General features: G+C 67.2%; 16 protein-coding genes, 1 pseudogene and 1 riboswitch. Of the genes and pseudogenes, 8 read left to right on the top strand and 9 right to left on the bottom strand.

What is annotated here, in order from left to right:
• Positions 1-39: 39 nt before the first annotated feature.
• The 3 genes from CV023_RS17550 to CV023_RS17540 form a co-directional block, all read right to left on the bottom strand.
• A complete protein-coding gene (locus tag CV023_RS17550; RefSeq protein ID WP_230748313.1) occupies positions 40-1,326 on the bottom strand; it encodes a glycine cleavage system aminomethyltransferase GcvT in 1,287 nt (428 codons plus the stop codon).
• On the bottom strand, positions 1,323-4,277 hold the full coding sequence (gene gcvP, locus CV023_RS17545) for an aminomethyl-transferring glycine dehydrogenase (RefSeq protein WP_230748311.1): 2,955 nt from the start codon (positions 4,275-4,277) through the stop codon (positions 1,323-1,325). The genes CV023_RS17550 and gcvP overlap by 4 nt, the downstream gene beginning before the upstream one ends.
• 144 nt (positions 4,278-4,421) lie before the next feature.
• A riboswitch (glycine riboswitch) is annotated at positions 4,422-4,543 on the bottom strand.
• A 174-nt stretch (positions 4,544-4,717) separates the two neighbouring features.
• On the bottom strand, positions 4,718-5,518 hold the full coding sequence (locus tag CV023_RS17540) for an SDR family oxidoreductase (RefSeq protein WP_230748308.1): 801 nt from the start codon (positions 5,516-5,518) through the stop codon (positions 4,718-4,720).
• A 94-nt stretch (positions 5,519-5,612) separates the two neighbouring features.
• Here CV023_RS17540 and CV023_RS17535 point away from each other — a divergent pair, with 94 nt between their 5' ends.
• Positions 5,613-6,173, top strand: coding sequence for a DUF1990 family protein (locus CV023_RS17535; RefSeq protein ID WP_269067521.1), 561 nt, complete (start codon positions 5,613-5,615; stop codon positions 6,171-6,173).
• A complete protein-coding gene (locus CV023_RS17530; protein WP_230748304.1) occupies positions 6,166-6,987 on the top strand; it encodes a phosphotransferase family protein in 822 nt (273 codons plus the stop codon). The genes CV023_RS17535 and CV023_RS17530 overlap by 8 nt, the downstream gene beginning before the upstream one ends.
• Positions 6,988-7,046: 59 nt before the next feature.
• Here the strand turns inward: CV023_RS17530 and CV023_RS17525 are convergent, their stop codons facing one another.
• The gene (locus tag CV023_RS17525) at positions 7,047-7,943 is read right to left on the bottom strand and encodes a LysR substrate-binding domain-containing protein (RefSeq protein WP_230748302.1); all 897 of its coding nucleotides are present in this window, start codon (positions 7,941-7,943) and stop codon (positions 7,047-7,049) included.
• A 133-nt stretch (positions 7,944-8,076) separates the two neighbouring features.
• Between CV023_RS17525 and CV023_RS17520 the strand changes: the two genes are divergently transcribed.
• From CV023_RS17520 to fabG, 3 genes are all read left to right on the top strand, one after another.
• Positions 8,077-9,279, top strand: a complete 1,203-nt coding sequence (locus tag CV023_RS17520) for a CaiB/BaiF CoA transferase family protein (protein WP_230748300.1) — start codon at positions 8,077-8,079, stop codon at positions 9,277-9,279.
• Positions 9,280-9,374: 95 nt separating this feature from the next.
• On the top strand, positions 9,375-10,538 hold the full coding sequence (locus tag CV023_RS17515; protein ID WP_230748298.1) for an acyl-CoA dehydrogenase family protein: 1,164 nt from the start codon (positions 9,375-9,377) through the stop codon (positions 10,536-10,538).
• 86 nt (positions 10,539-10,624) lie between these two features.
• Positions 10,625-11,419, top strand: coding sequence for a 3-oxoacyl-ACP reductase FabG (gene fabG / locus CV023_RS17510; protein WP_230748295.1), 795 nt, complete (start codon positions 10,625-10,627; stop codon positions 11,417-11,419).
• Positions 11,420-11,516: 97 nt separating this feature from the next.
• Here fabG and CV023_RS17505 read toward each other — a convergent pair whose 3' ends face one another.
• On the bottom strand, positions 11,517-13,520 hold the full coding sequence (locus CV023_RS17505) for an amidohydrolase (protein ID WP_230748293.1): 2,004 nt from the start codon (positions 13,518-13,520) through the stop codon (positions 11,517-11,519).
• A 113-nt stretch (positions 13,521-13,633) separates the two neighbouring features.
• Between CV023_RS17505 and CV023_RS17500 the strand changes: the two are divergent.
• Positions 13,634-13,864 (top strand): annotated as a pseudogene (locus CV023_RS17500) (hypothetical protein); the annotation flags it as partial.
• Positions 13,865-13,921: 57 nt separating this feature from the next.
• Here CV023_RS17500 and CV023_RS17495 read toward each other — a convergent pair.
• The gene (locus tag CV023_RS17495) at positions 13,922-14,911 is read right to left on the bottom strand and encodes an inositol monophosphatase family protein (RefSeq protein ID WP_230748292.1); all 990 of its coding nucleotides are present in this window, start codon (positions 14,909-14,911) and stop codon (positions 13,922-13,924) included.
• A 462-nt stretch (positions 14,912-15,373) separates the two neighbouring features.
• Entirely contained in the window at positions 15,374-15,526 is a 153-nt protein-coding gene (locus tag CV023_RS17490) for a hypothetical protein (RefSeq protein ID WP_230748290.1), read from the bottom strand.
• Between the two features lie 294 nt (positions 15,527-15,820).
• On the opposite strand from CV023_RS17490, the gene CV023_RS17485 reads away from it, so the two are divergent.
• Positions 15,821-18,856, top strand: a complete 3,036-nt coding sequence (locus CV023_RS17485) for an FAD-binding and (Fe-S)-binding domain-containing protein (protein WP_230748288.1) — start codon at positions 15,821-15,823, stop codon at positions 18,854-18,856.
• 32 nt (positions 18,857-18,888) lie between these two features.
• Here the strand turns inward: CV023_RS17485 and CV023_RS17480 are convergent, their stop codons facing one another.
• Both CV023_RS17480 and CV023_RS17475 read right to left on the bottom strand, forming a co-directional pair.
• Positions 18,889-19,278: a universal stress protein gene (locus tag CV023_RS17480; RefSeq protein WP_230748286.1), complete on the bottom strand. Its 390-nt coding sequence runs from the start codon at positions 19,276-19,278 to the stop codon at positions 18,889-18,891.
• An 81-nt stretch (positions 19,279-19,359) separates the two neighbouring features.
• Positions 19,360-20,370, bottom strand: a complete 1,011-nt coding sequence (locus CV023_RS17475) for a helix-turn-helix transcriptional regulator (RefSeq protein ID WP_230748284.1) — start codon at positions 20,368-20,370, stop codon at positions 19,360-19,362.
• A 186-nt stretch (positions 20,371-20,556) separates the two neighbouring features.
• On the opposite strand from CV023_RS17475, the gene CV023_RS17470 reads away from it, so the two are divergent.
• Entirely contained in the window at positions 20,557-21,165 is a 609-nt protein-coding gene (locus CV023_RS17470) for a mycothiol transferase (protein WP_230748282.1), read from the top strand.
• Positions 21,166-21,259 lie beyond the last annotated feature (94 nt).

Below are 21,259 nucleotides of genomic sequence, written 5' to 3'. Positions count from 1 at the left end.
CCAGTGTACGAGTCACCAGGAACACCCAGAGGAGCTTCCTCAGTTCTCGCCGCGCCTGTAGAACGGCAGCGCGGTGACGGTGAAATCGTGGGCCTTGCCGCGGATGTCCACGGAAACGGGCGTGCCGGGCTCGGCAAGAGTCCGGTCGAGGTAGGCCAGGGCGATGGGGTGTCCCAGCGTCGGCGAAGGCTGGCCCGAAGTGACGGTGCCGACCTCGGCGCCGGGAGTGCCGACCTCGGATTCGGAGGCGAAGATCGCCGCGCCCGAGCGCGCCGCCCGACGTCCCTCGGACGTCAGCCCGACGAGCACGCGCGCCGGCTCGGTCTCGCCCAGCTTGGCCAGTGCCTCACGGGCGACGAACTTCTCCTTCGTCTTGAACCCGATCATGCGGCCGAGTCCGGCATCGAAAGGCGTGGTCTCGAGGCTGAGCTCATTGCCGTAGAGCGGCATCCCGGCTTCAAGACGCAGCGAATCGCGCGCGGCCAGACCGCAGGGCACGAGTCCGTAGTCGGCACCGGCGCTCGTCAGCGTCTCCCACAGTCGGGCTGCTGCGAGGTTGGGCATGTAGAGCTCGAATCCGTCCTCGCCGGTGTAGCCGGTGCGCGCGAGCACGAGATCGATGCCGGCGATCGTCAGCGGCATCCACGCGTAGTACTTGAGCTCACGGACCGCCTCGGCGACGGTGATCCTCTCGGATTCCGCCGCACCCGAACCCGCACCCGCGTCGACAGCTGCGGCGCTGGCTGCGGATCCGTCCGCCGAGGTGGTCCTCGGCCCGAACTCCCCATGCGCGCCTTCGTCGAGGGCGCGGACGATGATGGCTTCCGAGTTCGGTCCCTGCACGGCGATGAGCGCGGTGTCCGCGGACTCGTCGAAGAGTCGCACATCGTCACCGGCACCCTCCCCGTGGATGAAGTCCGCGAGGCGCTGCTTGAGTGCGTCGACCACCGTCGGGGTGTTCGAGGCGTTGGGGACGATGAGGAACTCCTCGTCGCCGACCCGGTAGGTGATGAGGTCGTCGAGGAGGTACCCGGCGTCGTTGACGATGACGCCGTACTTGGCCCGACCGATCTTCATCGCCGAGTACTTCGCGACCAGCGCGTAGTCGAGGAAGGCCGCGGCCTGGGCACCGGTGATGCGAACCTCGCCCATGTGGGAGAGGTCGAAGATGCCGGCGGCTTCGCGGACCGCACGGTGCTCGGCGAGTTCCGACCCGTACTTCAGCGGCATGTCCCAGCCGCCGAAGTCGGTGAATGAGGCACCGAGCTCGGCATGGATGTCGTGCAGCGGGGTCTCGTTGCTCTGCGGCTGATTGACCTGTGTCATGACGCGTCCTCTTCCTCATTGATCTCGAAGGCCTCTGGCGGCGGGCAGGAGCACACCAGGTTGCGGTCGCCGTAAGCTCCGTCGATGCGGCTGACCGGCGGGAAGTACTTCGTGTGGCGCAGTCCGGACACCGGGAACACCGCGGTCTCGCGGGAGTATTCGCCGTTCCAGTCGTCCATCACCACGGTCGCCGGGTGCGGGGCACCGGCCAGGGGTGAGGCTTCGTAGGAGTATTCGTCGCCGATCGCGTCGATCTCCGCGCGGATGGTGCGCATCGCCTCGATGAACCGGTCGAGTTCGTCCTTGTCCTCGGATTCGGTGGGTTCGACCATGAGGGTGCCGGGCACGGGGAAAGCCAGCGTCGGGGCGTGGAAGCCGAAGTCGATGAGGCGCTTGGCCACATCCTCGGCGGTGACGCCGGACTTCGCGGTGGCCTCCCGCAGGTCGAGGATCGTCTCGTGGCCGACCAGGCCGTTCTCGCCCGAGTAGAGGATCGGGAACACGTCGCCGAGCTTGGCCGCGAGGTAGTTCGCACCCAGCAGGGCAGCTCGGGAGGCCTCGCGCAGGCCGTCGCCGCCCATCAGCTCGAGGTAGGCGAAGCTGATCGGCAGCACGCCGGCTGAACCGAACAGGGATCCCGAGATCGGCAGTTCGTGTGTCTCCCCGGTTCCTGCGACGAGGTCGGGTTCGGTGGGATCGCCGGGCAGGTACGGGGCGAGGTGTTCGCGCACGGCGACCGGTCCGACGCCGGGTCCGCCACCGCCGTGGGGGATGCAGAAGGTCTTGTGCAGGTTGAGGTGGGAGACGTCGCCGCCGAATTCGCCGGGCTTGGCGAGTCCGACGAGGGCGTTGAGGTTCGCCCCGTCGACGTAGACCTGGCCGCCGGCAGCGTGGACCTTCTCGCAGACTTCGCGGACCTCGGATTCGAAGACGCCGTGGGTCGAGGGGTAGGTGATCATGATCGCGGCGAGCTTCTCCGCGTTCTTCTCGATCTTCGCCTCGAGGTCGGCCATGTCGACCGATCCGTCGTCGGCGGTGGCGACGACCTGGACGGTGAGTCCGGCGAGCACCGCCGAGGCGGCGTTCGTGCCGTGCGCCGACTGCGGGATGAGGACGACGCGGCGATCGGTGTCGCCGTTGGCCAGGTGGAATTTGCGGATGGCCAGCAGTCCGGCCAGTTCACCCTGGGAGCCGGCGTTGGGCTGGAGGGAGACGCGGTCGTAGCCGGTGACCTCGACGAGCGAGTTCTCCAGGCGGGTGATGAGGTTGCGCCAGCCGTGGGTCTGTTCGACCGGGGCGAAGGGGTGGATGGAGGCGAATTCGGGCCAGGTGATGGGTTCCATCTCGGCGGCGGCGTTGAGCTTCATCGTGCACGAGCCCAGCGGGATCATCGTCCGGTCCAGTGCCAGGTCGCGGTCGGCCAGGGTGCGCAGGTAGCGCATCATCGAGGTCTCGGAGCCGTGGGCGCTGAAGATCGGGTGGGTGAGGAATTCGGTTTCGCGGTGGAAGTCCTCACCGAAGGCCGGGGCGGGCACGTGGTTGGCTCCGAAGGTCCCCGCCGAGGCGGCTTCGAAGTTCGCCTCATCGATCCGGGCGATGATGCTCAGGGCTTCGAGCAGGCCGTTGGCATCGGCGACCGTGTGGGGTTCGCCGAAGGAGACCCCGACGGTGGTGGTGTCGATGACGCGGATGTTGTATCCGGCGCGTTCGGCGACGACGCGGGCGGCTTCGGCGTCGGCGACGCGCAGTGCCACGGTGTCGAAGAAGTCGCGGCTGACCACCTCGGCGCCGGGGGCGGTGTCCGCAGCTGTGGCGAACTCCTGGGCCAGACGGTGGATGCGGGAGGCGATGCGGGTCAGGCCGACGGGGCCGTGGTAGACGGCGTACATCGAGGCCACGTTGGCCAGCAGTGCCTGCGCGGTGCAGATGTTGGATGTGGCCTTCTGGCGGCGGATGTGCTGTTCGCGGGTCTGCAGGGCCAGGCGGTAGCCGGGCTTGCCCTGGGCGTCCTTGGACACACCGACGAGGCGGCCGGGCAGCTGGCGCTGGAGGCCGGACTTCACGGCCATGAACCCGGCGTGGGGTCCGCCAAAGAAGAGCGGGACGCCGAAGCGCTGGGCGGAGCCGACGGCGATGTCCGCACCCTGGGCGGCGGGGTCCTTGAGCAGGGTCAGCGCGAGCAGGTCGGCGTCGAAGGTGACCAGTGCGCCGCGGTCGTGGGCTCCGGTGACGGCGTCGGAGAAGTCGCGGATGACGCCGGTGGTGCCGGGCTGGGCGCAGACGATGCCGAAGATGTCCTCGCCGACGAGGCCTTCGGCGAGGTCGGCGACGACGATGGAGAAGTCCATGGCCTTGGCTCGGGCGCGGACGACGGCGATGGTCTGCGGGTGGAGTTCGGAGTCGAGGACGACGGTTGTCCCCTTCTTCACGGCTCGACGCATGAGCAGGACCGCCTCGGCGACGGCCGTGGCCTCATCGAGGAGAGAGGCGTTGGCGATGTCGAGGCCGGTGAGGTCCTGGACGACCTGCTGGAAGTTGAGCAGGGCTTCGAGGCGGCCCTGGGAGATCTCGGGCTGGTATGGGGTGTAGGCGGTGTACCAGGCGGGGTTCTCGACGAGGTTGCGGCGGATCACGGCGGGGGTGATCGTGTCAAAGTAGCCCTGGCCGATCATCTGCTTGCGCATGATGTTCTGGCCTGCGATCGCGCGGAGTTCGTCGAGGACTTCGGCCTCGGAGCGGCCGGTGGGCAGGTCGAGTCCGTCGACCTGGATGGAGGACGGGACCGCGGCGGCGGAGAGCGCTTCGAGGGAGTCGTAGCCGAGTTCGGCGAGCATGGCCTGGGTGTCATCGGCGCGGGGACCGATGTGGCGGTCGGAGAAGGGGCGCGGTGTGTCCCCGGTGGGCGCTGTGGTGTGCGCGAGCGAACTGGTGTGGGCGAGTGAACTGGTCATTGCCGTCCTTGGGTCGGTGTCGCGCCCGCCTACGGAGGACGCACTGAGCAGTGGTGGTCCTCCCCGATCTGTCGGGCGCACGTCTCCTTGGTCGTCGTGCGCTCGTGGCGCGCGGCGAGCCGGAGTCGGCTCCTTCAGATATGCCTGCAATCGGTGGTACTGGGCCTGAGAGTTTCCCGGGGAGGGAATTGCACCTACGGCGCTGCATGGTGCGTCCGGCAACCCGAAGGGTTGCGGCGACCGCGCAGCTCTCCCACGTCATGTCTTAACGGCAGTATGAAATTGTGTGTGGCTATGTGTTTATGGGGCCAAGTCTAGTGGCTGGGATCACGGCGGGCCAAACGCCGTGATCGCAGGGTGCGGACGGGGTCGAGGCGGAGCCGCGAGTGGGTCGCGGGCGAGTCTCCCGACTGGGCAGACTTGTCCGACGAGGAAGACTCTCAGGCCGAGCCGCCGGCCGTGATGACGCCGCCGTCGGCAGTGAGCACCTGGGCGGTGATCCAGTCGGCGTCGGACGAGGCGAGGTAGGCCACAGCTCCGGCGACGTCCTCGGGGGTGCCGAGGCGCCCGACCGGGTACGACGCGGCGACTTCCTCCTCGCGGCCTTCGTAGAGGGCGGTGGCGAAGTTCGTCTTGACTACAGCAGGAGCCACCGCATTGACGCGAATGTCGGGGCCGAGTTCGACGGCCAGCGATCGGGTCAGGTGGGACACGGCGGCCTTCGAGATGCCGTAGAAGGAGATTCCCGGGCTCGGCCGTTCCCCGGCGACCGAGGAGATGGACACGACTCGGCCTTTGTTCTCCTTGAACTGCAGGTTCTCGTGGTGGACCGCACCCTGCACCCAGGCGAGGGTGCCGAGGACGTTGACGTCGAGGATCTTCCGGGCTGCGTCGAGGTCGATGTCGATGAGCGGTCCGTAGACCGGGTTGATGCCGACGTTGGTGACGAGCACGTCGAGGCGGCCGAACTTCTCGGAGATCGTGTCAAAGACCTCGGCACGATGGGTCGGATCGTCGGATTTGCCGGCGATTCCGAGCGCGGTGCCTTCCGGGAACTGCGCGACCGCCTCGGCGAGAGCTTCGGGTTTGCGAGCGGTGAGGACCACGGTCGCCCCCTCGGCCTGCAGCCGCTGGGCGATGCCGAGCCCGATGCCGCGGCTGGCGCCGGTGATGAGGGCGACCTGCCCGGTGAAGCGCTGCCCGAGGTGGTTCGTCGTGTCCGTGGTGGTCTGCTCGCTCATGGGAACTCCATCGTCCGAGTTAGAAACCGAGCGTTCGCTCAGTAGGGTGTTTGTATCGTAGGCAGGAGAAGTCCCTGATGACAAGGACTCTCCGATGACAAGGAAGCGGCAGGGAGGCCCAGCGCCGATGAACCACCTGGAACACCACCTGGATGTCGGTCCGGCATCGCTGTTTCCGCTGGCCCGCGAGGCGATCCTGACCTGGCACCTGCAGGAAGGTGCCGGCGTCATCGCCCGACCCAGGCGTCGTGTCCGAGCCGGGATGATCGTGGACCTTTGGCTCAATCCGCTGTGGCCAACCTCGCCGAGGCGGTGGCACGGTCGGGATCTGAACGTTCCCGTGGGTTCGTGCGAAGTCGTCGAGGTCATCGACGAACCGCGTGCGGCCGGTCTCGTCTATCGCACCCTGCCCGGGCATCTCGAGTCCGGGGAACAGACGTTCCTCGTCTCCATCGGCGCGGATGACCGCCTCGGCGATCTCTCCGCATCCGATGACCGCCTCATCGTCTCGATCGTCTCAGATTCGGTGCCGGGACATCCCCTGCTCAAGGCCTTCGCGCCGATCGCGGTCGCGGCGCAGAGGATGATGGCTCGTCGTTATGTCGAAGGGCTGCGCCGCATGCTCGACCGCCGACAGGACGACGTTCGTGCTTGACACCCGACGGCAGGCGCTGAGCTCGGCCTCTAGACTGCTCGGGCGAGAGCTGACGCTGCTCGACGAATTCACCGCCGGACAGCATGCGACCACGCTTCTGGCCACTGATGGTGAGGACGAACTCGTCGTCCGCGCCTTCCCCGCCCACGACGATGCTGCCCTCAGGGAAGCCGAAGTCCTCGCGCGACTGACCCGGCTGGGCACCTGGGTTCCTCACCTGGTGGCCGCCGGCACTACGACGGTCGAGCCGGTCATCATCACCTCGCGCGTGCCGGGCAGGGTGCCCGGCACCGAACTCTCGCCCTCGATGATGGCCACAGAGATGGCCGCCGCTCTCGCCCGCATTCACGAACTCGACGGCGACGGACTGCGACCGATTCCAGCTACCCCGCCCACCGGCGACTCCGCGATCGCCCGACGGGCCCAACAAGAATGGGGCGATCTCGACAGAGACGATCCGGTGCTCCTCCACACGGACTTCTGGTGTGGGAACGCCCTCTGGGAGGGCGAGCGCCTCACCGGAGTCGTCGACTGGTCCGGTGCCGGGTGCGGTCCGCGCGGAGTCGACCTCGCCTGGTGCCGGCAGGATCTGGCGCTCCTCGGTTCTCCCGAGGCCGCCGACGTCTTCCTACGCGAGTACGAACGGATTCTCGGCCGCCCGATCAACGACATCGCCGCTTGGGACGTGCAGGCCGCGGCCCGAGCACACGACCGCGTCGAAACCTGGTTGCCGAACTACCTGGGCATCGGGCGGACCGAGATCACCGCCGACGTCCTCCGCGAACGACTGGATGAGTGGAATGCGCGGCTGTGAGATCGACGGCAGCACCTCCTCGGCGAGAATGATGACCACCCCGTCGACTGGAATCCGCCTCACCCCACCGTCGGCAGGACCGCCTCGGCGAGGATGAGTACGGCGTCCAAGGAGGCCTTGCCGTGATCGCTTAAGTGGGCGAGGTAGAGGATTGAAGGATCGTCCGCGATGTCGAGAGGCACGGCCACCGTGCCGGCCTCGCGCGCATTCGCCGACACCGAGTCGAAGGTGATCGAGATGCCCAAGCCGGCCGCGATGAGCGCGCCGATGGTCTGCGAATCGGGAGCGATCTGTGCCACCCGCGGACTGAATCCGGCCTCCCGGCACAGCCGCATCGTGTTCTCACGCAGCGTCGAGCTGGGGTGGGCGGGCAGGGTGATGAAGTCCTCCTCGGCCAGCTCCTCGACGCGGATCGAGGACCGCCCGGCCAGCCGGTGCCCCTCGGGCAGAGCCGCGCAGAGTCGCTCGATCATCACGGCCCTTCCGGTCACACCCGGCGGCTGCTGCGCCCACCGGACCAGCGCCAGATCGAGTGAACCGTCGACGAGGCGCTCCAGCCCCTCCTCGGCGAAGACATTCGACTCGAGTCCGAACGTGATCCCGGGATGGGCCCCACGGGAGGCGGCGACCAGGGTCGCGGCCAAGGCGCGCGAGGACGAACGGGCGAAACCGAAGCTCAGCCTCCCGGTCTCCCCCGTCGCCGCGCGCTGCACGGAATCGACGGCGAGGTGTTGGATCTCGAGCATCTTCCGCGCCGGCTCGACCAGCGCCTCACCGGCCGGGGTGAGCCGAACGCTGCGGGTGGTGCGGTGGAACAGCGAGACGCCGAGGCTGTCCTCGAGCGATCTGATGGTGCGGCTCAGCGGCGGCTGGAGCACACCCAGACGTTCGGCGGCGCGACCGAAGTGCAGCTCTTCGGCGACCACGAGGAAGGCTCGGGCCTGCTGTATCTCCATCGCTGATCACTCCGCCGCATGACTCGATTTACATATCGAATCCGATATTAGTCTTTAATCATTATTATCCACAATGCTATATTGTGGGGTGGAACACGCGGATCAGACTTCGGGCCGACGACAGGAGCTTTCATTGACGAATGGCGACACCACTGCGGGCGACAGGATTGACGACCTCCTCCCCCGCGCCGGCACCGGCCCGCTTTCCGGCCAGGTCGTCGTCGATTTTTCGCGGGTTCTCGCCGGACCGTATTCGACGATGATGCTCGCCGACCTCGGCGCCACGGTCATCAAGGTCGAAGGCCCCAGGGGCGATGACACCCGGCACTGGACCCCACCGGTGCGCGAGGACGACGCCACCTACTTCCTGTCGATCAATCGCAACAAGTACGACATCGTCCTCGACTTCTACGATCCCGAGGATCTCGAGGTCGCCCGGAAGCTCGCGGCCCGCGCGGACATCATCGTCGAGAACTTCAAGCCGGGCGGACTGGCGAAGTACGGCCTCGACTACGAGTCCGTCACACAGACCAGCCCAGTGCCCAACCCCAAGGTCATCTACGCCTCGGTCACGGGCTTCGGCGCACACAACGCACTGCCCGGCTACGACCTGCTGGTCCAGGCGATGTCCGGGTTCATGTCGATCACCGGCAGCCCCGAGGGCTCCCCGTATCGCGCCGGCATCGCAGTCTTCGACGTCATCACCGGCCTGCACACGGCGATCGGCGTCCTCGCGGCCCTCCAGCACAAAAACACCACCGGAGAAGGTCAGCTCGTCGAAACGAACCTCATGTCCTCGGCGATGTCCGGCCTGGCCAACCAGTCCGGCGCCTATGCCGCCGCCGGGGTGACCCCGACTCGGATGGGCAACGCCCACCCCAGCCTCTATCCCTACCAGCCGATGTCCACGAAGTCCGGGGAGCTCATCGTCGCCGCGGCCAACGACGGCCAGTTCGCCACCCTGGCAAAGGTCCTCGGCCGACCCGATTGGCTCTCGGACGACCGTTTCGCCGAGGCCAAGGCCCGCAACGCCCATCGCGCGGAGCTCGAACCCGAACTCCTCGAGGCCTTGGCTCAGCACACCGCGCAGGAATGGTTCGAGAAGCTCACCGCCGCCGGCCTGCCCTGCGCCCCCATCAACACCATCGCCGAGGGCGTCGAACGCGCCAAGGACCTCGGCCTCGACCCGATCGTCGAAACCGGACAGGGTGAGCGCGTCATCCCGACCATCCGCAATCCGATCCGCTTGTCGAAGTCCGAGGTCGCCTACGATCTCGCGCCGCCCGAACTCGGTGCCGACGACGAGCGGGTACGCGCCTGGATCGACACCCTCTGACCCACCTCGGCGGGCGCACAATCGTCACCTGAGCGCCCCGGCGCACAACCACCTCGGCGACACCGACGTCCCACCAATCACAAGGAGAAGCCAGCATGGACAACTCGGAACTCGACGACATCCTCTCGATCGTCCGCGAATTCGTCCGCGAGAAGGTCGTCCCCCTCGAGACCGACATCGAGGCCGAGGACGCCATCCCGCAGTCCATCATCGACGAATCCGCGCAGATGGGACTCTTCGGTTGGGCCCTGCCGGAGGAGTACGGCGGGCTGGGCATGAACGCCGAACAGGATGCGCAGCTGGCCATGGAACTCGGCTACACGACGCCGGCCTTCCGGTCCGTGTTCGGTACGAACAACGGCATCGCCGGGCAGGTGCTCGTCAACTACGGCACCGATGAGCAGAAGAGTGAATGGCTGCCGAAGCTGAGCTCCGGCGAGGTCGTCGCTTCCTTCGCGCTGACCGAGTCCGAGGCGGGATCTGATCCCTCGGGCATGCGCACCCTTGCTGTCCGCGACGGCGAGGACTACGTCATCACCGGCAGCAAACGCTTCATCACGAACGCCGAGTCCTCCGACGTCCTCATGGTCTTCGCCCGCACCGATCCGAGCGCCAAGGGTTCGAAGGGCATCTCGGTATTCCTCGTCCCGACCACCGCCGAGGGTGTGACCGTCGGCCCCCACGATCACAAGATGGGCCAGGCCGGGGCCTGGACCTCGGAGATCTTCTTCGACGACGTCCGCGTCCCCGCCGCCAACCTCATCGGCGGTGAGGAGGAGAAGGGCTTCTACGCGGCCATGGCCTCCCTGAACAAGGGGCGGCTGCACATCGCCGCGATCTGCGTGGGCCAGGGCATCCGGATCCTCGACGAATCCGTGAAGTTCGCCGCCGAGGCGAAACAGGGCGGGGAGCCCATCGCCCGGTTCCAGCTGGTCCAGGGCATGCTTGCCGACATCTACACCGAGGTGGCCGCCGCCAAGGCGATCGTCCTCGCCGCCGCGCAGCGCTGGGACGCCGAGACCGATCGCAAGCTCGGCCCCTCCTCGGCGAAGCTCTTCGCCTCCGAGGCCTTGGCCCGCATCGCCGACAAAGGCGTGCAGATCCAGGGCGGTACGGGCTACATGCGCGAGTCGGCCGTCGAGCGCTTCTACCGTCACGCCCGCCTGTTCCGCATCTACGAAGGCACCTCCGAAGTCCAGCGCGTCGTCGTCGCCCGGCAGCTGCTGGGGGGCGCCCACAAACCGCAGTTCAACCTGTAGATCGCTCCACCAGCCCCATCACCGGATCGCCCGGTTATCGCCTCGACCAAACAATCCACGGACATTTCCACGGAAAGAAGGAACCCATGACCGACTCACCAGCACCCACTCCCGACGCCCATGGTGTCTCCGCCGTCCCCGGCCTGCTGGCCGGCAAGGTCGCCGTCGTCACCGGCGGCGGGCAGGGCCTCGGCCTTGCGATGGCCCGATCCCTCGTCGATTCCGGGGCGAAGGTCGTCCTCGGGGATATGAATGAGGAGAGCCTCGCTGCCGCCGTCGAATCGCTCGGCGGTGCGGATGCGGCCGTCGGCGTCGTGTGCAATGTGTCTTCGCTGGAGAATGTGCAGGAGCTCGCCGAGGCGGCCACGCGGGCCTTCGGCGGCGTCGACATCTGGGTCAACAACGCCGGCATCACCCGCGATGCGACGATCCGGAAGATGAGCGAACAGGAGTTCGACGACGTCATCTCCGTGCACCTGCGCGGCACCTGGAACGGCCTCAAGGTCGCCACGGCACTCATGCGCGAGCAGGACCGCGGCGGCTCGATCGTCAATGTGTCCTCGATCAGCGGCAAGGTCGGCAACCCCGGCCAGTCGAACTACTCCGCAGCCAAGGCCGGCATCGTCGGCATGACCAAGGCCGTGGCCAAGGAAGTCGCGTTCAAGAACATCCGCATCAACGCGATCCAGCCCGGCTTCATCAACACCGCGATGACGCAGGCGATGCCGCAGCACGCGATCGATTCGAAGCTCGCCGACATCCCGCTCGGCCGCCCAGGCGAACCCGAGGAGGTCGCCTCGGTGGTGCTGTTCCTCGCCTCCGGGCTCTCGAGCTACCTGACGGGCACGGTCACCGAGATCTCCGGCGGCCGCCACATCTGAGCCGTTTCAGGTTGCCGGACCGGCGTCCCCGCGGGGACGTCGGGTCATCGGCGCTCCGGGGCGCACCTCTGCCACCCGTCGAGGTGAGTGTGGACCATCACGCCCGGTATTTCACCTCGCCGCCGACGACAGTCAGGGCGACACGGGTGTCCCGGATCGCCTCGGCATGGGCGAAGAGGGCCTGTTCGGACTCGTAGCCGAGGAGACCGTCGCGCGTGTGGCCCGGGCCGGCGGGATCCGAGTCGGCACCCGACCGTGTCCACTCGGGATCGAGGCCTTCGGCCGCACACGGGTCGGTGTTGACGACGATGAAGTCGGCATCCATCCCGGGCGCCAGATACCCGGAGCGCTGTTCAAGACCGGCCGCATAGGCCGCGCCTTGGGTGTGCTGACGGATCGCCTCGGCGGCGGACATGCGACGTTCCGGTTGGAAGCTCGTGCTCGCATCACCAGAGATGTTCGCCCTGGCCATCGCCGCATAGATCGCGGCAAAGGGGTTCGCGTGCTCGACCGGGCCGTCGGAGCCGAAGGCCACATGGGCACCCGCCGCCAGCAGGTCCGGCCAGGCATAGGCGGCGAGCTGCGCGGATTCGTCGATGAGGTGGAGAAGATGCAGATCGGAGATGCAGTGGCGCGGCTGCATCGAGGCGATGACGTCGAGCTCCCGGAACCGTGCGACATCCTCGGGCTGGATGAACTGGGCGTGTTCGACCCGATGACGCAGCGGTCGCTCGTAGCGGGCCTCGGCGGCCCTGGTGGTCTCCCGAAGGCGTTCGAAGACGTTGAGCACATGATGGTTGGCCTGGTCGCCGATGGCGTGGATGGCCACTGAGATGCCGGCTTCGGTGGCCCAGCGCGCATTCTCGAACAGGTCGTCTTCGGACATCTGAGCGATGCCGTAGTTGGCTTCGGCCGCCTCATCGCTGAGCACGGATTCGGGGACAGAACCCGGGTAGGAGTAGGACACGGCGGCAGCGGTGGTGTCGCCGGTGTCCGCCGGGTCCGTGGCCGACTTAGCCGCCGGTTCGGGTGTCGGCTCCGCCTCCACCTCCGTTTCCACCTCCGGGGCGGGGAACGGTGAGGACATATGAGAGGTGTGTGAACCGAGGGCCCCGTCCGAGAACAGCTTGAGGCCACCTCGGCGCAGCCAGTCATCGCCGTCACCGGTGTGCCAACCGGTTTCGATCGCCCACGGAACCTCGTTGCCGCGCAGGTACTTCGTCACCCGAATGTGCTGCCGGTCGGCTTCGCGCAGGTCGTTCCACCCCAGCGTCGAGGGGATTCCGTCGAAGTCGTGGATGCCGGTCAGGCCCTGGGACAGGAACAGCCGCTGTGTCCGGTCGAGGCGTTCGATCTGCTCCTCGCGGGAGGGTTCGGGGATGAATCTGGCGACGAGGTCGGTGGCGTCCTCGCGGACGAGTCCGGTCAGCTCTCCGTCGTGGTCGCGGACGAATTCTCCGCCCCAGGGGTCCGCGGTGAGCGCGTCGATGCCGGCGATCTCGAGCGCGTGGGCGTTGGCCCACAGGGTGTGCAGGTCGAGTGACCACATGGCCACCGGGTGGTCGGGTACGAGCTCATCGAGCAGCTCCCGGTCCGGGTAGCGGGGGTCGTCCCATTTGTTGAGGTCCCAGCCGGAGCCGACGACCCACTCCCCCAACGGCAGCGTCTGGGCACGTTCACGGATCGCTTCGACCGCCTCGGCGAGGGATCGGGTTCCGGAAAGGTCGAGCTCTTCGAGCGAGTTCGCGTAGGCGATCGAATGCATGTGCGCATCGACGAATCCCGGCAGGATGACCTGCCCCTGGCAGTCGATCTCCTCGAGCGTGGGCCCGGGGATGACGGTGGTGGCCCCGACCCCACCCGCCGAGGCGAGCGCCGCCGTCGTGGAAGACTCCGCGGCCGCGATGTCGAGCAGTTCGGCGCGCGTGCCGATGGCCACGATCGTCTCACCGTCGACGAGGATGGCCTCGGGCGGGGTGTCAGAGGCCGCCGGATCATCGGCGTGCTCTGGGAGGGTCGACTCCGGGTCGGAGGGGTGCGATGTGGAAGTCGGCGCCGCGGGGGCGAACGTGCGCACGATGGCGTTGGAGAACAGACGCATGATCACCAGTCTAGGGCGCGGATTCGCGAGCGCGGGGCCCGGCTCAGGGGTGTTTCACCACCCACTATCTGCCCGCTGTCTGCCCGCTTTCTACCGGGAGTGGAATCCGAGGTATGGCCAATGTCATCAGCACCCAAGACACCCGGCTCGTCGCCGGTGCACGAGTTGTCCTCCCTGCCGTGTGGCTCGGGTTGATCATCGGCATCTCGCTCATCGAGGCACCCTTGAAGTTCCAGGCCCCGGGGATCACGATCCCCTTGGGGTTGGGCATCGGTCGGCTCGTCTTCACCGCCATGAACTGGGTCGAGATCGTCATCGCCGTGATCCTGCTGTGGTCGGTGCTCAAGGACGGCGTCGGTGCGGCGACGCGGAAGCGGCCTCGCGCATCCCGCGGTGGGCGGTCAGATGGTGGCGATCAGGCGCTCGACCTCAGCGGAATCGGTCGCGGCCGCCGTCGGCCCGCCTGCGCCGCCACGGCGAACTTGAGCACCGGATTCCTCGGCAATGAGCGCCCCACCTGCATAGTCGTAGATTCCGAGCCCGCGTTCGGCGTAGCTGTTGACCTTACCTTCGGCGATCATGCACAGATCAATGGCGGCCGAACCGCAGCGACGGATGTCGTCGTAGCCGGTCATCAGGGAGTTGAGTTTGGCCAGCTGCGGGTCCCGGTTGTCGCCGGTGTAGGCGAAGCCGGTGGCGAGCAGGCGACCGGACAGACCTGACGGTGTGCCACGCAGCCGCCTTGCGGGAATCTCAGATGTTGGACGGCTGTCGTCTGCGGTCCGGGCGGCCATTCGTCCCGAAATCCGATAGGCGCCGAGTCCGGCCACTGCCGACCATGTGACGTTGAGCCCAGGAGAGGCGACGAGGCCGATGCACCAGGGCCCCTCCCCCACGGATGCGGCTCCGGCCTCGCAGACTCCGACCGAGAACGCGTAGTGCTCGATGTTGCGGACATAGTTGACGGTCCCGTCGATCGGGTCGACGTGCCACTCGAAACGCGAGGACGCACCGCCGCGGTCCGCCGAGCCTGCTGCCGGATCCCGCAGCCACCCGGCAGCAGCGTCGAAGCAGTTGAGGCCCCGTAGGAACTCGAGCGGGAAGAACTCCACCGGGTCGATGGCCGGGGCGCCCTCCTCGCCGACCATGAGGTCATCGGGTCGGACCGCGGCGAGATATCCGCGAACGAGGGATTCGATCTCAGCATCCGCGAGTGTCACGAGATCGTTCGGCGAGGTCTTGGTGTCGACGACCGAGGCGTCCAGTCTCGACCCAAGCCGCCCCCGCCACGCAAGCATCTGCTCCCAGGCAATGGCCGAGAGATCGGAGGCGATGAGGATCAGGGGGTGGTCGGCGATCTCAGGCGGAAGTTGTTCGGGCTGTGCGCTCATACCGACCACTCTAAACGGCGCCGTCGCCCGTGTAACAACACTGCAATACAGGGCCGAGTATGTACTTCTTGCATCTAATCCCCTCCCGGCGCGGATCTGTGGCCGATCGGAGCCCGAACACGACAGGTTCGTTTCATCATTTCCGCAATTGCCGTACGGCGAGAATGGGACAAGCAGCTCAGAATTGCTATACCAGTGGTCCAAGCTGCGGATAAAACAGATTCGGCGTCAATATTCCGACCGAGTATGCACGCCTCGGCGGCAGATTCCACAATAAAGCGATCTTGTTATGCAACGGTGACGAAGCCCGGCAACCCGGCTACCGGTCGGTAGCCGGCCCGAAGGCGCGGGGAAGCAGGAATCGGCGGTCCGCATCGTCTGCGGACCACCGACCCGAATCGCACCTCTCGGAGGATCCCCGACCGGTCGCCCGTGACCGAGGGATCCCCTGAGCTCTCGGGATTATGCGGACTCTGCGGCCGCCTGCGCCTTCTCCGGTCGGCGGACGGGACCGTGCCTGCGCACGATCTCCTGCACGGCCTGCGAAGAGGTGCCGGCAGCCTCAGCGATCGCACCGAAGGTCGCCCCCTCCTCGCGGGCGCGCAGAATCGCCATCACGTAGTCGGTGTTGATTTTGGCCCGCTGTCGGGAAACCTTTCGAACGGCACCGACTAATGCCGTCTGATCAACTGTCAATTCACGAGCACGACGCGACATGGTTTCTTCCCCTGCATTCGCATGTGGCCGGACGCCACAAAATGATGTAGTCCAATTAAATACCACGAATATGACAATCCGCCAAGAATTCTCGGATCATGGAACCAGTGGCTTCATCCTGGGAGATTCAGCGTCTATTTATAACGAAACGATAACGTACCGCGGCGGGTGCGCGGGTGGCAGAATGCGAGTATGACCGCACTGCAGCCTGCAACAGCAGCACGTTCCGAGGTTCGACTCGACGAGGAGTTCTCGGCCGTCGGGATCAGCGACTTCAGCCTCGCCGATACCGACAGGGCCGCCTACTCCTCAGACGCATCGCTGTTCCGGCTCGTCCCCGAGGCCATCGTCTTCCCCCATGACGAGGCCGATGTCGCCCGCACTCTGGCCGTCGCTCGTCGCCACGGCATTCCCGTCACCGGCCGCGGTGCCGGGACCTCGATCGCCGGCAATGCGATCGGCACCGGCATCATCCTCGACTTCTCCCGCCATATGAATCGCGTCCTCGACCTCGACCCGGTCGAAGGCTCCGCCTGGGTCCAGCCCGGGTGCGTCCATGCGCACCTGCAGGCGCAGGCCGCACCCCATGGCCTGCGGTTCGGTCCGGATCCTTCGACCCACACCCGGTGCACCATCGGCGGCATGATCGGCAACAATGCCTGCGGTCCTCGCGCGCTCGGCTACGGACGCACCGGCGACAACATCCTGGCGCTCACCGTCATGCTCATCGACGGCACCGTGGTCACTCTCGATGAGGGCGACTGCACCGAGACCTTCCCGCGTCTGCACGAACTCGTCGCCGAGCACCTCGGCACGATCCGCACGAACTTCGGCACCTTCTCCCGTCAGGTCTCCGGATACGGTCTCGAGTCCCTCCTGCCGGAGAACGGCTTCGACCTCCGCCGCGCCTTCGCCGGGACCGAGGGCACCTGGGGAATCGTCCTCGCCGCGAAGATGCGCCTGGTCCAGAACCCCGCCTTCACCTCAGCGGTGGTGCTCGGCTATGAGGACATGGTGGCAGCCGCCCACGATGCCCCGCTGCTGGGGGACTTCCCCGTCGCCGCCTGCGAGGGACTCGACGCCCGCATGCTCAATCGGGTCATCGAGACCAAGGGCGCCGAGGCGGCCCCGGGCCTGCCCGAGGGCGCCGGGTGGCTCGTCGTCGAACTCACCGGGGAGGACGAGGTCCACCTGACCGCAGAGACGAACCGGCTGATCACGGAGTCGAAATCGCTCGACTCCGCGGTCCTCGACCGGGCAGCGGCCGCGGAGGTGTGGGCGATCCGCGCCGACGGGGCCGGCCTGGTCTCACGCACCCCGGACGGGCGCGACGCCCACGCCGGGTGGGAGGATTCGGCGGTTCCGGTCGAACGCCTCGGCGACTATCTCCGTGACCTCATGGAGCTGCTGGACGCGCACGGGCTGTGGGGGATTCCCTACGGGCACTTCGGGGATGGGTGCCTGCACATGCGCGTCGACTTTCCGCTCGAGGACCCGAACGGGCGGCAGCTGATGCGCGATTTCATGGTCGCAGCCACGAAGCTCGTCGCCCACTACGGCGGGTCGGTCTCCGGTGAGCACGGGGACGGGAGGGCGCGTTCCGAGCTGCTGCGGCTGATGTACCCGCCCGCGGTGCTCGAACTGTTTTCCCAGGTCAAGGACCTCTTCGATCCGCAGCATCTGCTCAACCCAGGGGTCATCGTCGACCCCGACGGCTTCGACGAATCGCTTCGCCTCACTCAGCTGCCCCTGCGGGAGGTGCTGCCGGGCGAGCTCGCCATGGCCTATCAGGGTGAGGCCGACGGCTTCGCCTCCGCGGTGCATCGCTGTACCGGGGTCGGCAAATGCCGCGCGGATTCGGCCGGCAGCGGCGGCACCATGTGTCCGTCCTTTCAGGCCACTCGGGATGAGCGGCATTCGACTCGGGGAAGGGCGCGGGTGCTCCAGGAGATGCTCTCGGGCGATCTGCTCGAGCCGCGGTGGGACTCCCCCGAGGTCGCCGAGGCGCTCGACCTCTGCCTGTCGTGCAAGGCCTGCGGGACCGAGTGTCCGACGGGCACGGACATGGCCACCTACAAGGCCGAGGTCCTCCACCAGTCGTACAAGGGCAGGCTGCGTCCGCTCAAGCACTATGCCCTCGGGTTCCTGCCCCAGCTCGCACGGCTGACGACCCCGGTCGCGCCCCTGGTCAACCGACTTTCGGGGCTGCCGGGGCTGACGACCGTGGCGAAGCGGATCGCCGGCATCGACGTTCGCCGGTCGATTCCGCAGTTCGCGTCGACGACCTTCCGGAAGTGGTGGAACACCGCCACCGAGGCGGGTGCGGGGTCTTCGGGCACCGGGTGTGGAGCTGCGGTCGGGCGGTCGGACGAGGCCCGCCTCGGCGGAAGTCGACCGAGCCCGGTTCGTGAGGTGATCCTGTTCGCGGATTCCTGGTCGAATCATTTCGCCCCGCGGATCCTCGCGGCCGCGGTGGCCGTGCTCGAGCGTGCCGGGGTGAGGGTGCGCGTCGTCGAGCAGACCGTCTGCTGTGGTCTGCCGTTGATCTCGACCGGCCAGCTCGACGCGGCTCGGGCGAATCTGGGGGCGACGATCTCAGCCCTCGATGCCACCGGGGATGTGCCGATCCTCGGGGTCGAACCCTCGTGTCTGGCCACGCTCAAGGACGATTCGCGCAAGCTTCTCGCGGATGCCGCCTCGGCGCGGGTGGCGGATCGGGTGCAGACCTTGGCGCAGTATCTGCTGAGCATCGGTGCCGAGCTGCCGTCGCTGGACGGGGTCGAGGCGCTCGTGCAGCCGCACTGTCACCAGTCGGCGATCTTCGGGGTTGCAGCGGACAAGGAACTGCTGGCCAGGGCCGGTGCGGACTCCCGGTTCCTCGGCGGCTGCTGCGGCCTGGCCGGGAACTTCGGGGTCGAAGCAGGGCACTATGAGACCTCGGTCGCCGTCGCCGAGGTGGCCCTGCTGCCGGCGCTGCGCGAACGTGAGAGCGTGACCAGGGCCCGTGTTGCGGAGGGCGGCGGAGGCTCTGCTGACAGAGGCGATTCTGCGGACGGGGGCGGTGGTGCAGACGGCCGCGATTCTGCAGGCGACCGCGATTCTGCGCTCCAGGTCGTGCTTGCTGACGGGTATTCGTGTCGGACGCAGATCGCCGACCTCAGTGACTCTCAGGGAGTGTCTTTGGCCGAGCTGCTCGCCTGGGGCTGGGGACTTGAGCCGGTGAGATGAGTCGCCGGGCAGTCTCTCGCCGGAGCTGAGGCTCAGGCCTTGGCGGTGAGGACCGGGACTTCGGCCTCGAGCAGGATTCGCTGCGCCTGCGAACCGAGGATGAACTTGCCGATGGCCGAGCGCTTGCGCAGTCCGATGACGATGAGCTGCGCCGAGTACTCGATGGCGAGGTCGTTGAGGGTGCCGGGTAGGTCATCCTCGTGATCGGGCTGGAGCACCTCCACCTCGACGTCGGACTCCTTGCCCAGAGCGACGATCCGCTCGATCTCATCCTCGCCGATCTCCGTGGGGGATCCGCTGGCACCTCGTCGCTGTGAGTTGATCACAACGGCGTTGCTTGAGCGCAGCTTGGCTTCCGCGAATCCAGCCCGCAGAGCCGCCTCGCCCTCGGGAGCAGGAAGGTAGCCAATGAGAATCGTCATGGCTCCCAGTATATTGACAAGCAGGCGAAACATTCATTCGGGGTTCACTCCGAGTGTGATCGCGTCGATTCCCGGCAGGTCTCAACCCTTCTCGGCGACTCGCCGCGCCCGTTCGCCGAGCGTCCTCAGCTCTTCGCGCAGTTCGGCCGGCTCGATGACTTCCACGTCTCCGGGAGTGGCCGTGGCCATCACGGCCGCCCACCGCAGATCATCGACGCCGAACTCGATACGCACGCCATCGGCCGCCTCGGTGATCGTCGCCGATCTCGTCGGGAACCAGTCTTTCGCCTCCTCGACCGTGACCTGGGCCCGGAGGACGACGGTGCGCCGATACGCCGAGGTGGTCACCGCGGAACTCACGGCCGCCTCGGCGTCGGGATGGGGCCGGTGGGCGAAGGTGAACGTCGTGGCGTGGACGGCGCTCATCCGATCGAGTCGGAACGACCGCCAGTCGGCCCGGTCGAGATCCCAGGCGTAGAGATACCAATGGGCGCCGAGGACGACGAGGCGGACCGGTTCGACGCGCCGGCCCTCTGTCTCCTGCCGGTCAGGCGCCGCCTTGTCCGTCGGGGCGTCCACGGCTCCGGCCGCCTCGGCGCGGGGTACTCTGCCCTTCCGATGGTCGAAGGTCACGACTGCACGGGACGCGATCGCCGAGGCGAGCTCGATGACCGCCCCGAGGTCGATTCCCGGGGCATGACCAGGCAGGACGCTGACAGCGGTGCCGATGTCGCGCACCGTCGCCTGCATGTCGGCAGGCAGCATCCCGCGCAGCTTCTCGGTGGCCGAATCCGCGTTCGCGGTGCTCAGCCCAGCCCCGCGCAGGAGGGCGAGGCCGACCGCGGTCGACAATGCCTCCCCGGACTCGAGCTGCAGCGGCGGCAGCACCGTTCGGGACTCGGCACGGTAGCCGCCCTCGGTGCCGGGAACCGAACCGATGACATAGCCGATTTCACGCAGGGAGGCGATGTCGCGGCGAATGGTCCGCGGAGTCACATCGAAGCGTTCGGCCAGCTCAGCGGCCGAAAAGATGCGGCCCGAGGCGAACATGCCGAGGAGGGACAGAAGCCGGGTCTCCGAGTGCATGGTCATTCCTCCTCTTCGACCGGCTTCTCCACCTATTTCAATCCCATATTCGGGAGTCTTCATTCGATCATCCAATGCGGACATCATATGTCCTCAAGTGAGTGGATGCTGGGAACAGCCAACCGGAACACCGGATCAGCAGCTCACCGTGCTGCGGGACAAGCGCATCGCACGAGAGACACAGGAGAGATCATGCCCTTCTTCGCCCCTTCGGTCACCACCGAGGCCGACGCCGCCTTCAGCTTCCTCACCCAACAGTGCACTCAGCTCAAGATCACCGCCCTCGGACTCACCGATGAGCAGGCGCGCAGCACGCCGACGGTCAGCGGCCTGAGCATCTCCGGGCTCATCACCCACTCCGCGCAGGTCGTCAACGGCTGGATCCAGCAGGTCAAGGACCCCGCCCGGCTGATCGAGTTCTCGGATCATCCGGCGATGAACCGGGAGATCGGTCTCGAGGGAATGTTCGACGGCTCCACACTCCCCGATTTCGACATCGCCGAGGTGGTGGTCATCTTCGATCGTGCGATGGACCAGATCGAAGCGGCACGGCAGGCGGTCGCCGAGAAAGACATCGACCTCGGCACTCAGGTGCCGATGCCGCACAACCCGTGGATGCCCACCGACTTCGCGATGACGGTGCGGTGGATCCTCGCTCACCTGAACACGGAGATCGCCCGTCATGTCGGCCACGCCGACATCATCCGCGAATCCATCGACGGTGCGATCGCCTACCAGCTCAATGCCCAGGCCGACGGTGAGCCCTGGCCGCCCGAAGGCTGGGACGAACAGGCCAGCTGACCACCCAGCAGGCACCCCACCCCCTCTCACAACACCCCACTGCTACCTGACGGCGGCCCAGCACCCTCGCGCGAGGGTGCTGGGCCGCCGTCAG

The organism is Brevibacterium sp. CCUG 69071 (assembly GCF_021023135.1).
Lineage (GTDB): Bacteria > Actinomycetota > Actinomycetes > Actinomycetales > Brevibacteriaceae > Brevibacterium.
The sequence above is the reverse complement of the archived record's forward strand: the minus strand, read 5'-3'. Positions and strand labels throughout refer to the sequence as shown.

Excerpts from the sequence above, each read along its gene's own strand:
- CV023_RS17550 (WP_230748313.1), bottom strand. The coding sequence starts at position 1,326 with ATGACACAGGTCAATCAGCCGCAGAGCAACGAGACCCCGCTGCACGAC.
- gcvP (WP_230748311.1), bottom strand. The coding sequence starts at position 4,277 with ATGACCAGTTCACTCGCCCACACCAGTTCGCTCGCGCACACCACAGCG.
- CV023_RS17540 (WP_230748308.1), bottom strand. The coding sequence starts at position 5,518 with ATGAGCGAGCAGACCACCACGGACACGACGAACCACCTCGGGCAGCGC.
- CV023_RS17535 (WP_269067521.1), top strand. The coding sequence starts at position 5,613 with ATGACAAGGAAGCGGCAGGGAGGCCCAGCGCCGATGAACCACCTGGAA.
- CV023_RS17525 (WP_230748302.1), bottom strand. The coding sequence starts at position 7,943 with ATGGAGATACAGCAGGCCCGAGCCTTCCTCGTGGTCGCCGAAGAGCTG.
- CV023_RS17515 (WP_230748298.1), top strand. The coding sequence starts at position 9,375 with ATGGACAACTCGGAACTCGACGACATCCTCTCGATCGTCCGCGAATTC.
- fabG (WP_230748295.1), top strand. The coding sequence starts at position 10,625 with ATGACCGACTCACCAGCACCCACTCCCGACGCCCATGGTGTCTCCGCC.
- CV023_RS17505 (WP_230748293.1), bottom strand. The coding sequence starts at position 13,520 with ATGCGTCTGTTCTCCAACGCCATCGTGCGCACGTTCGCCCCCGCGGCG.
- CV023_RS17495 (WP_230748292.1), bottom strand. The coding sequence starts at position 14,911 with ATGAGCGCACAGCCCGAACAACTTCCGCCTGAGATCGCCGACCACCCC.
- CV023_RS17490 (WP_230748290.1), bottom strand. The coding sequence starts at position 15,526 with ATGGCGATTCTGCGCGCCCGCGAGGAGGGGGCGACCTTCGGTGCGATC.
- CV023_RS17485 (WP_230748288.1), top strand. The coding sequence starts at position 15,821 with ATGACCGCACTGCAGCCTGCAACAGCAGCACGTTCCGAGGTTCGACTC.
- CV023_RS17480 (WP_230748286.1), bottom strand. The coding sequence starts at position 19,278 with ATGACGATTCTCATTGGCTACCTTCCTGCTCCCGAGGGCGAGGCGGCT.
- CV023_RS17475 (WP_230748284.1), bottom strand. The coding sequence starts at position 20,370 with ATGACCATGCACTCGGAGACCCGGCTTCTGTCCCTCCTCGGCATGTTC.
- CV023_RS17470 (WP_230748282.1), top strand. The coding sequence starts at position 20,557 with ATGCCCTTCTTCGCCCCTTCGGTCACCACCGAGGCCGACGCCGCCTTC.